The following is a 10,487-nucleotide window of genomic DNA, read 5'->3' as shown; positions in this document are numbered from 1 at the left end:
GCTCTCGAATGAAACGGTCGGGGCAAAGGAGTTCAATGACATCCTGCATCGCTTCATTGGCCGCTCTGAGCTTTGCCTGAACTTCAATCAGAAGAAGAAAGGCTATGAGATCATCAGAAACGGGGTTGGTGAGCACGATGGGAATTTGAGCGAAGGTGAGAAAACTGCGATTGCATTTGTCTATTTCATCACGAAGCTCAAAGAAAATGGAAATAACATCAAGGATACGATCGTCGTCGTTGACGATCCGGTCTCAAGCTTTGATTCTAATCACTTGTTTCACGCCTACTCGTTTTTGAGAACGCAATGCACTGAAGCCAAGCAACTTTTTGTGCTGACTCACAACTTCACTTACTTTAAGCTAGTGAGAGACTGGTTCACTGGCACCAATAGGAATCGAGTCAAAAAAGGCAACGCCGAGAATTGCTTCTTTTATCGCCTGGATGCGCCACCTGGCTCCCCTCGTCACTCCCTACTTGTGGATGCCGACGACTCACTCAAGAACTACGGTTCCGAGTACCACTATATCTTCAAGAAGCTCTACGAATATAGGGCGCACACAACACTCAATCGAGATGAGGCGTTCTTGACCGCCAACCTCGCCCGAAAGCTTGTTGAATCGTTTTTCACCTTCAAATATCCAAGGCGTCGAAGCGACATTAGTCAATTGATGGAGGCTGGCCTAAAAGATTGCACCATCACGACACCAGAGCTTAAAGAAAAAATCTACCGCTTTATCAATAAGTATTCACATAGCGACGTTATTGAGATAACAGAGGAATCCGCAGAAAACTTGGCAGGCGAAAGCCACAGCGTCATCGGGAACATCTTCCAGTGGCTGGAAGAGGTGGACAAGAAACATTACGACGAGATGATTCAGGTTGCGACGGCCTGAGCATCAGGCCGCGAGGGCCATAGCTATGCCACCAGGCGCAGCAAAAAGGGGCCGAAGCCCCTTGGGCTAGATCAGCCCATGCTCGGCGAACGATGCCGTTTCGTTGCCCGCAACGATGATGTGATCGAGCACGCGCACGTCCACCAGACCCAACGCTTCCTTGAGCCGCTGGGTCAGCGCCCGGTCAGCCGCGCTCGGCTCGGGGTTTCCGCTCGGATGGTTGTGCGAAACGACGACCGCCGCCGCATTGAGCCGCAGCGCCTCCTTGACCACTTCGCGCGGATACACCGACGCACCGTCAATAGTGCCGTGGAACATCTCCCTGTATTCGATCAGACGATGGCGCGTATCCATGAACAGCACTACGAACACCTCATGCTCGAAGCTGGCCAACTTTGTACGCAAGTATTCCTTGACCGCCGCCGGCGAAGTGAACTCTGCTCCGCGCCGCATTTTCCGGTCAATGACCTGGCGCGCAGCTTCCAGAATGTCGTCGGCCGATGCCGGTAGATAGCGCCCGTGCGCGTCGCGCACCAGCAGACAGGAATCGAACGAGGGAAAGGACAGTTGCGACATGATCGTGCTCCGGTTGCTCGGGCGGAATTGCCCGGAACCGGCGGCAGCACGGCGCAGCGCAAGCAGTCAGGGGTCGCAGACGGCCGCCAGGACGCAAGCGCGCATGGCGCGCGCCGCCCTTGACGGCGAGAACGCCGTGATACGGTGAAGGGAACAGCAAGACCGCCCACACCCGCCCACTGCACAGAGTCGATTTTTGGCAAGCGGAGCGCGCAGGCCCGGATCAACGAGCCGGGACGGAGGCGTCAGTGATGGAAGCCCGACAGGGGCGAGACTCGCGCAGCGAAGCTCGATGCGCAGCACGACAGCGCGACGGCGGCACGCCGGGACGCCCGACTGCTTGGGACAGGACTACTCGTTGTCCGTCTTGCGCTGCTCGATTTGCAACTGCGCCCGTTGCGTTGCCTGTTGCAGCCGCTCCACCAGCACGCCCCTCGGCGGCAAGGCGGTCAGATACTCGGCAACGTGGATGCCGGACTTGTCCAGCTCCAGCAATTCGATCTGCTCGCGCTTCTTGCCGGTGCAAAGGATGATCCCGAGCGGCGAGGCTTCCTCCGGCTCCCGTTCGTGCTTGTCTAGCCACCGAAGGTAAAGCTCCATCTGCCCTTTGTAGGCCGCCTTGAAGTCACCTACCTTCAACTCCACCGCAACCAGCCGCCGCAGCTTGCGGTTGTAGAACAGAAGGTCAAGGTGGAAATCCTCGTCGTCGATCGGAATGCGCTTCTGCCGGGCGACGAATGAGAAGCCCGCGCCCAGCTCCAGCAGGAAGGACTCCATTTCACGGATGATCGCCGCTTCCAAGTCGCCTTCCTGCCAAGTGTCCCGCAGGCCCAGGAAGTCGAGGATGTACGGGTCGCGCATGACCAGGGCCGGCGACATGCGCTGCGCATCGCGCAGGGTCGCCAACTCCTGCGCTATGGTTTCTTCCGGCTTTTGGGAAAGCGCCGTGCGCTCGTACAGCATCGAGTCGATACGCTCGCGCAGCGTCCGCACGCTCCAGCGTTGGGTGCTGGCCATCTGTGCGTAGTAGTCCCGCTGGAGCGGGTCTTTCAGCGGCATCAGGGCGATGAAGTGCGTCCAGCTCAATTCTCGTATCAGTGATACGAGAATTCGCTCGTCGGGGAAGGTGGCGGCGAACTGCACCATGCGGCGCAAGTTCTGCTCTGCAAAGCTGCTGCCGTACTCCTCCACCAACTGCGCAGCCAAGGTGGGCAGAACTTCCTTGCCGTAGGCGCCCCGGCGCCTGTCCAAGACCTGCGTGTGGATGCGTTGGCCGATGCGCCAGTAGAGCATCGTAAGCTCGCTATTCACCGTCGAGGCGGCGCGCAAGCGCGCCGCCTCGATCAGTGCCCGAATGTCGCCCAGCAGCGCCGCGGGCGCTGCGAGCGATGCTGCTGATGGCCGGCGCCCGTTCATGCCACCGCCTCCGCAAGCTGCCGCGCGCCCGTGATGGCTTGGCGGCGGCTGGCCACCAGCTCGGCCGCCTCGCGCACCGGCTTGTCCTCGGTGTGGACGTAGTGCATGAACATCGCCACGGTCTTGTGGCCCGTCAGCTTCATTCCCACTTTGGTCGGCACACCGGAATTGGCAATGTCGGTGGTCGAGCGATGACGGATGCCGTGCGTGCCTACGTGCGGCACGCTGGCGGCCTTGAGCGTCCGGCACCAGCCGCCATAGTGCTCGCCAAAGGTCAGGTGCTTGGCCGGGTCGTTCGGCGACGGCAGGACGTAAGGGCAGCCTTCCAGACGCGGCGCCGTCGAAAGCAGCCGATAGGCTTCCTCGCTCATGGGCTTGGAAATGCCGCCAACCTTGCTGTCGGGCCACACCACGCGCCGGTTCTCGAAGTCCAGCCAGCTCCATTCGAGCGGGCAGATTTCGGAGCGCCGCGCCGCAAACTCGAATTGCAGCCGGATCGCCAACGGGATGACGTAGTTCTCCAGCCCCTCCGCCTCCAGTTTCTCCAACTGGCGGAAGATCCGCACCATTTCCTCGTCCACGATGAGCCGGGTTTCCTTGCCCGGCGGGTACATCGGGACGTGGCGGCACGGATTCGTGCCGTCCGGGCGGAAGCCCCAGACTTCGGCCAAGTTGAACATCTTGCGCAGCACGCCGAAGGTCTTGTTGGCCTCGGTCGGCTTGTAGGCCAGCTTTTCCATGAGCCCCGCAATGTCGGGCCGCTTCACGTCATGCACCTTCTTGCGGCCCAGCAGCGGGATGATGTTGCGGTCGATGACGCCCTGGTAGCCGTCCTGCGTGCTGACCTTGTTGCGCTTCTTGGAGTAGTCCTCCATGAACTTTTTGCACAACTCGGCCATCGTGGGCGCCTTGCGCGCCTCGGCCTTGGCACCGCCGGGATCACCACCCCGGCGAACCTCGGCCAGCCAGTCCTGCGCTTTGACCCGCGCCTGTTCGACGGTTAGCTCCCCGTAGAGTCCCAGCGAGGGCTTGCGGGGCTGGCCAGAGTTCGTGCGGTACTGGAGCATGAACACCCGGCGTCCCGTCGAGGTAATCTTGCAAAGGAAGCCGGGCACGACGGTATCCCGTAGTTCGATGTCCTTCGCCTGGGGTTGCGCCGACTCTACGGCGGTCTTGGTGAGCTTGATCTTTGCCATGATGACTCCTTGGAACGACCCGGATTCCAGGAGCCAGATAGGAGCGGCGCGAGGGAGAACCGGGTCAAGTTTCAGAAAGCACCGGCATATGATGGAAGCGCGTAAGCTATTGATAAACCTGCTGTATCGGGCTACGTCGCAGTCCAGCGAACTACCGGGCTGGAGTCATCGTGAAACAAAAAACCCGCACTGGGCGGGCTTGGGATGTAGCTAGACAGCTAACCTAGAGTACAGATCTTGGCCACTTCGCATCAACGACTCGACCTACGAGCACCCACTCACCATCCATTTCGACGGTAGGGAAAGAAGGGTTGAGAGGTTTCAGGAAGGCCCGCCCGGAATCCCAAATGAACTGCTTGAAAGTAGCCTCATTGGTATCGACCATCTTGGCCACTACAAATTGGCTGCTTTCAACGTCGAATCCAGGCGCTACCAAGATCACCATCCCCTCGGGAAAGGACATGCCGTTTGATGAGGTCATCGAAGGGCCTTTCACTTTGAGCCAAAAGCCATTAGGGCCTGCCCAGGCGTCCGATGGGTGAACCTCGCATGATGCGACGTTCGAAATCTCTACCGCTTCCATTGGCATCCCGGCCTGAACCCAGCTTATTTCAGGGTACTCGTAATACCTCACAGGGCCAGGAGTGGGTTCAACATTGGCGTCAAATCCTGACGTTTCTTCTGTCATCCCTCCTTTGCCGTATTCCAGCCATTCCACGCGCACCTTAAGTGCGGTAGCCAATGCCAGCATTTTTGCGCCACCAGGCATTGACTCGCCATTCAGCCACTTGCTGGCGGCCTTTGGGGTGACCCCGACCATTTTGGAGATGCGCGCACCTGAACCCCAGGACGGAATGTCACGGGCGGCGAGAGCTTGCTTGAGTCTGTCAGCGAATGCGCTGCGCAATTCTTCTATCTGAACCATCCGTTCAATATTGCACGGGCTTGCATGTACTTTCAGTTCCGACATAGTATGTACTCAAGGTTCATATTTCCGCCGGAGACCCCACATGCAATCCCTAAAGAAGGCCATTGATGCCGCAGGCGGTGTCGCGGCGGTGGCGCAAGCTTGCGAGAAGTCCCCGCGCGCTGTGTACAAGTGGCTGTCGGCGGGGCGTCTGCCGCGTACCGATTACACCGGAGAGACGAGCTATGCGCAGCGGATCTGCGCTCTAGCGACGGCGAATGGCGCCCCTATTGAGATTGGCATCCTGCTGGCAAATGTGCTCCCTACCATGGCTCAAACGATACCGGCCAACAGCCATCAACGTAACTCCACCGTGGTGGCTGTTAATTCATCCAGTATCGAGGCAGCCCGATGAAGCCATGTGCCTTGCTGGCGCTAGCCGGCCGCAAATCGCCATCATCTACCGAGCTCTTCGTCCAGGCGGAATCCGACCTGGGCGAAGCGTTCGTTGAGCTGTGGGGTGGGGGCGAGCTGATCGGCTACGCCCGCCTGGAGCGCACGGAAAGCGCTGATGAACTTAGGGCTGGCCGCCCTGTAGCAACGTTTGAATTAGTGGAATTGCTTTCGGCGCATTCTCCATGCCCAAGTCCACTAGTTTCGTTATCAGCTGTTTTGTGGTCTCGCCTGGAGCTTCGCGCAGAGCTTTCAGAATCCCGCTCTTCTGTTCCTCGGGAAGGTCCGACGCCTGAACCTTCGCTTCAATCAACTGGCGGAGAGTGTCCTCATGAAGCTTGACCGTTACCGTTCCGAGGATAGCCCCAAGGCCGCCGTCATCTTCAAGGAAATCTATACCCCTGGCGGTGATGGTCGCGTGATGAATCGCTCTTGTGCCGCCGAGATACTGGCTGTCGAGAAGGGTAACCAGGCCGTGCTCTTGCAGGTAGTAGAGGTTGCTCTGGCAGTCCTCTTCATCTCCCAGACTCGTGACCTCATCCGATTCATTCGGATAGCAGTCCCTGAGATGCTCCAGCAGCTCGCGCTGCAGTGTACGACTTATCTTCATACGCCGGGTCTCCGTGACCTTCGTTTCGAGTGGAATCAGAACGATATCACGGTTTGGCCCGACACCCTTTTGCGTCCTGGGTAAACCCCAGACAGCAAAAAGCCAGCTCGCGAGGCTGGCTCTTTAACCCGTCCCCGGCAAGGGACTTTTTGAATCTTCGTCGAAAGGAGACGAATTCATGCACCCCGAAAATAGCAAAACCAAAACCGCAGCGCAACTTCCTGCGCTGACTCCGATCGCCTTCGGCTCCTGCGAGCCGGACACACCTCATCTCTTTAGCATCCGCGACGAGGCTTCGCTGGATCATGGTCTTGAGCTCGCGGCCGCGCTCTCAGAGGGCATATATCAGCTCTCAAGCAGGGTTGCTGACGACGTTAACTGCAACGACCCCGTCAATCGCAACGAGCTTCGCGCCCTGGCGTTTTTGGCCGAGACCGTCGCTTCACTTACCTTCGGCGCCCGAATTGCCCTCGTTAAGGCCGGGGGCGCCCAATGACCACAACAACCAGCGACCTGGGCGAAAAGGTCATGGCACGTCTGCGCGTGATCGAGAGCTTCGCCTCCATCCTCATGGAAAACCACGCCTTCAAGGACGACCAGCAACGCGGGTTCGAGCCTCAGCTTGATTTCCATGGTGAATCCGCCATCCACGAAGCGATGTACATGCTGTCCGAGCAGGCGCAGGACCAGTTGCTGCAACTGATGAACGCGCAGGAGGCAGCCCAATGAAGACCCTTCAAAACATCGCGAACGAGGCCTACGACGACCTGCTGGTGCTCCATGAAAAGCTCGGCGAGTTCAAGACCATGTTCCTGGCTGTGAGTCAATTGCTGTCCGAGCACGACACTGCTGGTCGTTTGGCAGGTATCGGGGCGCAGCAAGCCGAAGAGTGGGCTAGTAACACTGAGGACTGGGCGCGGAAGATGGATGAAAACCTTCGCAGCCTTGAAGCCCAGCAACCCGTCGCGCCACAAAAAACTGCTGTTGCGAAACGTGGCGCGGGAGGTGCGGCATGATGAAGCAAACTGCTCTGGTGCTGGCGCCGGTGTCCGGAGAGATCGTCCAAGACGTGACCCTGACCGCGGCTGACATCGCACGCTTCAACGAAGCGCGCGAGTCATTCAAGTTGATCAAGGCCCTGTACTGGGCGCATGTGGTGCCCTCGCTGGGTGGCTTCGACAATCCCGTGACTGGCGAACTTGAACGCCTCCTTGAACGCGTCGTTTTCGACACGCGTAATTTCATGTGGCCGCACCGCAACGCTGCCGCCTTCCACCAGGCAAAGGATGTGGGAGGTTCGGTATGAATCTGGTCCCGTTCAACTTCAAAGGAACCGTTGTTCGTGTGGTTACCGATGATCTTGGTGAGCCTTGGTTCGTTGCGAAGGATGTTGCCGAGCAGCTGGGATACGTGTGGAACGGTACCAGCCGTATTGAGCACGTTCCTGACCTGTGGAGGGGGGTCACATCCGTTGTGACCCCTTCGGGCAACCAACAGATGGCGGTGCTCAGTGAGCAAGGGCTGTACTTCTTTCTTGGCCGATCCGACAAGCCTGGTGCACTTCCTCTGCAGATGTGGGTGGCGGGGGAGGTAACCCCGTCGATCCGCAAGACGGGAAGCTATCAGCGCCCGCTTACTCCAGCGGAGCAGGCTCTTGCGCATGCTCAGGTGATGGTTGACCTGGAGCGTCGCCAGTCTCAGCAGCAGGAGGCGCTGGAGCGCGTCGAGGACCGCACCACCAGGCTGGAGCAGGTCCGTTACCTCGATTCGGTGCCCAGCGGCTTCGAAACCATCACCACCATTCGCGACCGCATCAATCGTCGCCATGGCCTGCCGGCCTGGGTGGTGAATGCGGTGATGCGCGAGGTGACCGGTGCGCCATTGCCGTATGCGTTCGTCCGCAGCCGCCACGCCGACCAAGGCGGGCAGCCCTTCGCTATCTGGCCCAAGCCAGCTGTCACCCAGCGCTTCGACCGGTTTGTAACCGAATGCACCTACGAGACGGCTGAGCGCGCCACTCATCCCGAAATTCCACAGGGACGTTTCAAGATTACTCGGAGGTCCGAATGACCAATGTATTGAATTTCCCTGCGCCGGCTGAGGTGGAGGTGATCAGCGAGGAAGCCTTCCGTAGGTACACCGACGCGGCCCTGCTCCTGAAGTGCTTCGAAGTCGTCAAAGACACGCTCGACGTGATCAACGAACCCGAGTACTCCATCGAGAAGGAAGATGACACTCACATTGACCTGATCCGGGCCTTCTACGCGCTCAAGGTGCTGTTCGACCGAAAGACAGGTAGTGACGCAGCCGTCGTGGCAGAGGAGCACTGGGAGGCCAAAAGGCGGCACTTGCTGGAAGGCGCGCCGTACCCGGATCAGTTGATACCGGTCGCAAATGCCTTCATCGAACCAACCCCGCCCGAAGGGTACAGCCACCTGAGCGATTTAGAGCTGGCCTGTGCGGCCTACAACGCCGGCGACAAGGTTCGGCTGGGGACCATCGCGACCCTGTCAGCTGGTAACGCTCAAATCAAAGCGACCATGGCCGTGGAGGCAATTAACGCCACCACGGCCCTTGGCATCCTTGTGCGCCGTCTCGCTGGGGGATCGCTGGCCGAGCTGGGCCAGCACATCCTTGGGACTACTGGCGTCGGATCGGAGACGCTGCAATGACCAGGCCGTCTACCCCCCCCCAGGCGCTCCAGCAGCGCGCTGACGCGTCGATCATCACCGGCCCCTGGCCTACCTACAGCCAGTTCAAGGGCTTTCCAGAGCGCGAGCGCTGGACGATCTACGAACTGGCCAAGGCCGGGCGCCAGGCGATGGAAGACAAAGGTTTCGAGATGGCCGAGAGCTACGACGCCTTTGTGCGCCGAGTCACACAGGAGCTTGATCTGTGAGTAAACCAGTCAACGTGGAGAAAGCCACGCCTACGACGTTCTACGCCAAACAGGCCCCATACAGCTCACTCAGCAACGACGTGGTGGCCATGATCACCAACCCGGACGCTCTGGCCATCTGGACATACCTGCAGACGCGCTCGAGCGACTGGAAGGTGATTGGCTCGCACCTCCAAGACAGGTTTGAAATCGGTCGTGAGCGCTACTCGAAAGCCATGGCCTGCCTGAAAAGCTTGGGGCTGGTCAGCCACGAAGTGGTGCGCGAGGAGGGTACCGGCAAGGTGCTGGGCCGTCGTGTGATCGTGCACTACGAACCGAACCTACAGGTTTCCGAATATTCGGTTAACCGAAGTGTGGGTTTACCGAACTGTGGGCAAACCGACAGCTACTTAATAAAGGATTCTATTACTCAATCAATAGAGAAAACACCAACGGTCGCTGACGCTCCCTCCTTGGTCGATTTTGACCGTTTCTGGAAGCTCTACCCCCGGAAGGTGGGCAAAGCCAAAGCCGAGAAGGCCTGGCTCAAGCTGAAAGTGGGTGAAGACCTGTTCGATCTGATCGGCGCCGCCCTGGCTGCCTGGAGCAAGTCCCACGATTGGACCAAGGATGGAGGCCAGTTCATCCCACACGCCGCCACTTGGCTCAACGGCAAGCGCTGGGAGGACGAGCTGCCAGCTGCTGGTGGTCACCGTCAATCCCACCACACCGACCTCGACAAGATTGACCACACCGAAGGGCTTGTACGCCAGCCCAACGGGACTTACCGGGTAGCAAGATCATGACCACTCCAAAAACTCTGGAATTCAAACCTGGCCAGTGCCGCGTGCACGGCGACTTCACTGACGAACTGATCGAGTCGTTTTCCGGTGACCACTTCTGGCAGGGCTGCACGCGCTGCCAGTTCGACGCGCTGCATTCTGCCGACGAAGCGGTTCGCAAGCAGGCCCAGGCCATCCGGCATGACTGGGCTATGAACGCGAGCCTGATGGCCTCTGATACCCCGCTGCGCTTCCGTGGTGCCACCCTGGACACCTACCGTACCGAAACCGAAGGACAGGCGGTGGCGCTGACTGAGTGCCGCGACTATGTACATGGGTTTGAGCGCAACTGGGAGCTTGGCCGCTCGATGATGCTGCTAGGCGACGTGGGTACCGGGAAGACGCACCTGGGCTGCGCTGTCGCCCAGCAGGTGATCCGTAGTTACGGTGCGTCAGCGCGTTACACCATGGCAATCGAGATCATCCGCGACATCAAGATGACCTTCGACAAGAAGTCTGAGAAGACAGAGCGCGACGTGTACGCCGGCCTGCTGGCGCCTGACCTACTGGTGATCGATGAGGTTGGCGTCCAGCACGGCAGCGACTTCGAGCGGCAGGTGTTGTTCGAGGTGATCGACTCCCGGTACCGACAGCTGATGCCGATCATCGTGATTTCCAACCTGGCGCTGTCCGGTCTGCGCAAGTGCCTGGGCGACCGCTCTGTTGATCGTCTGACCGATGCTGGTGGGCCTGCCGTGCTGTTCACTTGGGCTT

General features: G+C 59.3%; 16 protein-coding genes. 11 read left to right on the top strand and 5 right to left on the bottom strand.

The annotated features are described in order from the left end of the window. Positions 1 to 895: AAA family ATPase (locus APH30_RS23920; protein ID WP_156326640.1), on the top strand; the 895-nt coding region annotated here is incomplete at its 5' end. Between the two features lie 66 nt (positions 896 to 961). Here the strand turns inward: APH30_RS23920 and radC are convergent. The 4 genes from radC to APH30_RS23900 all read right to left on the bottom strand — a co-directional run bounded on the left by radC (position 962) and on the right by APH30_RS23900 (position 5,053). Beyond that, positions 962 to 1,471 carry a DNA repair protein RadC gene (gene radC / locus APH30_RS23915; protein WP_003092330.1) on the bottom strand — a complete coding sequence of 170 codons (510 nt, stop codon included), beginning with the start codon at positions 1,469 to 1,471 and terminating at the stop codon, positions 962 to 964. A 351-nt stretch (positions 1,472 to 1,822) separates the two neighbouring features. Next, complete coding sequence (locus APH30_RS23910) at positions 1,823 to 2,887, bottom strand: YhcG family protein (protein WP_003092331.1); 1,065 nt, start codon at positions 2,885 to 2,887, stop codon at positions 1,823 to 1,825. After that, positions 2,884 to 4,083, bottom strand: coding sequence for a site-specific integrase (locus APH30_RS23905; RefSeq protein ID WP_001062689.1), 1,200 nt, complete (start codon positions 4,081 to 4,083; stop codon positions 2,884 to 2,886). The genes APH30_RS23910 and APH30_RS23905 overlap by 4 nt, the downstream gene beginning before the upstream one ends. Before the next feature lie 223 nt (positions 4,084 to 4,306). Then, positions 4,307 to 5,053: a LexA family transcriptional regulator gene (locus APH30_RS23900; RefSeq protein ID WP_249121955.1), complete on the bottom strand. Its 747-nt coding sequence runs from the start codon at positions 5,051 to 5,053 to the stop codon at positions 4,307 to 4,309. Between the two features lie 40 nt (positions 5,054 to 5,093). On the opposite strand from APH30_RS23900, the gene APH30_RS23895 reads away from it, so the two are divergent. Then, entirely contained in the window at positions 5,094 to 5,405 is a 312-nt protein-coding gene (locus APH30_RS23895; RefSeq protein WP_070085752.1) for a hypothetical protein, read from the top strand. A 162-nt stretch (positions 5,406 to 5,567) separates the two neighbouring features. Here APH30_RS23895 and APH30_RS23890 read toward each other — a convergent pair whose 3' ends face one another. Beyond that, positions 5,568 to 6,053 carry a hypothetical protein gene (locus APH30_RS23890; protein WP_054881529.1) on the bottom strand — a complete coding sequence of 162 codons (486 nt, stop codon included), beginning with the start codon at positions 6,051 to 6,053 and terminating at the stop codon, positions 5,568 to 5,570. Between the two features lie 178 nt (positions 6,054 to 6,231). Between APH30_RS23890 and APH30_RS23885 the strand changes: the two genes are divergently transcribed. From APH30_RS23885 to APH30_RS23845, 9 genes are all read left to right on the top strand, one after another. Beyond that, a complete protein-coding gene (locus tag APH30_RS23885; protein ID WP_054881530.1) occupies positions 6,232 to 6,549 on the top strand; it encodes a hypothetical protein in 318 nt (105 codons plus the stop codon). Beyond that, positions 6,546 to 6,782 carry a hypothetical protein gene (locus APH30_RS23880; RefSeq protein WP_054881531.1) on the top strand — a complete coding sequence of 79 codons (237 nt, stop codon included), beginning with the start codon at positions 6,546 to 6,548 and terminating at the stop codon, positions 6,780 to 6,782. Before APH30_RS23885 ends, APH30_RS23880 begins: the two co-directional genes overlap by 4 nt. After that, positions 6,779 to 7,069, top strand: a complete 291-nt coding sequence (locus tag APH30_RS23875; RefSeq protein ID WP_054881532.1) for a hypothetical protein — start codon at positions 6,779 to 6,781, stop codon at positions 7,067 to 7,069. Before APH30_RS23880 ends, APH30_RS23875 begins: the two co-directional genes overlap by 4 nt. Continuing rightward, positions 7,066 to 7,359, top strand: coding sequence for a hypothetical protein (locus APH30_RS23870; protein ID WP_125855580.1), 294 nt, complete (start codon positions 7,066 to 7,068; stop codon positions 7,357 to 7,359). Before APH30_RS23875 ends, APH30_RS23870 begins: the two co-directional genes overlap by 4 nt. Next, on the top strand, positions 7,356 to 8,123 hold the full coding sequence (locus tag APH30_RS23865; protein WP_054881533.1) for a BRO family protein: 768 nt from the start codon (positions 7,356 to 7,358) through the stop codon (positions 8,121 to 8,123). Before APH30_RS23870 ends, APH30_RS23865 begins: the two co-directional genes overlap by 4 nt. Next, entirely contained in the window at positions 8,120 to 8,725 is a 606-nt protein-coding gene (locus APH30_RS23860) for a hypothetical protein (RefSeq protein ID WP_054881534.1), read from the top strand. Before APH30_RS23865 ends, APH30_RS23860 begins: the two co-directional genes overlap by 4 nt. Then, positions 8,722 to 8,952: a hypothetical protein gene (locus tag APH30_RS23855; RefSeq protein ID WP_054913952.1), complete on the top strand. Its 231-nt coding sequence runs from the start codon at positions 8,722 to 8,724 to the stop codon at positions 8,950 to 8,952. Before APH30_RS23860 ends, APH30_RS23855 begins: the two co-directional genes overlap by 4 nt. Beyond that, positions 8,949 to 9,737 carry a hypothetical protein gene (locus APH30_RS23850; protein ID WP_054881536.1) on the top strand — a complete coding sequence of 263 codons (789 nt, stop codon included), beginning with the start codon at positions 8,949 to 8,951 and terminating at the stop codon, positions 9,735 to 9,737. The genes APH30_RS23855 and APH30_RS23850 overlap by 4 nt, the downstream gene beginning before the upstream one ends. Continuing rightward, positions 9,734 to 10,487: ATP-binding protein (locus APH30_RS23845; protein WP_054913951.1), on the top strand; the 754-nt coding region annotated here is incomplete at its 3' end. The genes APH30_RS23850 and APH30_RS23845, both read left to right, overlap by 4 nt.

The sequence above is a fragment of the Pseudomonas sp. NBRC 111127 genome (genome assembly GCF_001320345.1).
Classification (GTDB): Bacteria; Pseudomonadota; Gammaproteobacteria; order Pseudomonadales; family Pseudomonadaceae; genus Aquipseudomonas; species Aquipseudomonas juntendi.
Note: the sequence above shows the minus strand (reverse complement) of the source record. Positions and strands in the feature narration are given on the sequence as shown.

What these genes read in the sequence shown, in the direction of transcription:
- radC (WP_003092330.1), bottom strand. Translation starts at nt 1,471, where the DNA reads ATGTCGCAACTGTCCTTTCCCTCGTTCGATTCCTGTCTGCTGGTGCGC.
- APH30_RS23890 (WP_054881529.1), bottom strand. Translation starts at nt 6,053, where the DNA reads ATGAAGATAAGTCGTACACTGCAGCGCGAGCTGCTGGAGCATCTCAGG.
- APH30_RS23875 (WP_054881532.1), top strand. Translation starts at nt 6,779, where the DNA reads ATGAAGACCCTTCAAAACATCGCGAACGAGGCCTACGACGACCTGCTG.
- APH30_RS23910 (WP_003092331.1), bottom strand. Translation starts at nt 2,887, where the DNA reads ATGAACGGGCGCCGGCCATCAGCAGCATCGCTCGCAGCGCCCGCGGCG.
- APH30_RS23855 (WP_054913952.1), top strand. Translation starts at nt 8,722, where the DNA reads ATGACCAGGCCGTCTACCCCCCCCCAGGCGCTCCAGCAGCGCGCTGAC.
- APH30_RS23905 (WP_001062689.1), bottom strand. Translation starts at nt 4,083, where the DNA reads ATGGCAAAGATCAAGCTCACCAAGACCGCCGTAGAGTCGGCGCAACCC.
- APH30_RS23860 (WP_054881534.1), top strand. Translation starts at nt 8,120, where the DNA reads ATGACCAATGTATTGAATTTCCCTGCGCCGGCTGAGGTGGAGGTGATC.
- APH30_RS23900 (WP_249121955.1), bottom strand. Translation starts at nt 5,053, where the DNA reads ATGTCGGAACTGAAAGTACATGCAAGCCCGTGCAATATTGAACGGATG.
- APH30_RS23865 (WP_054881533.1), top strand. Translation starts at nt 7,356, where the DNA reads ATGAATCTGGTCCCGTTCAACTTCAAAGGAACCGTTGTTCGTGTGGTT.
- APH30_RS23895 (WP_070085752.1), top strand. Translation starts at nt 5,094, where the DNA reads ATGCAATCCCTAAAGAAGGCCATTGATGCCGCAGGCGGTGTCGCGGCG.
- APH30_RS23885 (WP_054881530.1), top strand. Translation starts at nt 6,232, where the DNA reads ATGCACCCCGAAAATAGCAAAACCAAAACCGCAGCGCAACTTCCTGCG.
- APH30_RS23870 (WP_125855580.1), top strand. Translation starts at nt 7,066, where the DNA reads ATGATGAAGCAAACTGCTCTGGTGCTGGCGCCGGTGTCCGGAGAGATC.
- APH30_RS23880 (WP_054881531.1), top strand. Translation starts at nt 6,546, where the DNA reads ATGACCACAACAACCAGCGACCTGGGCGAAAAGGTCATGGCACGTCTG.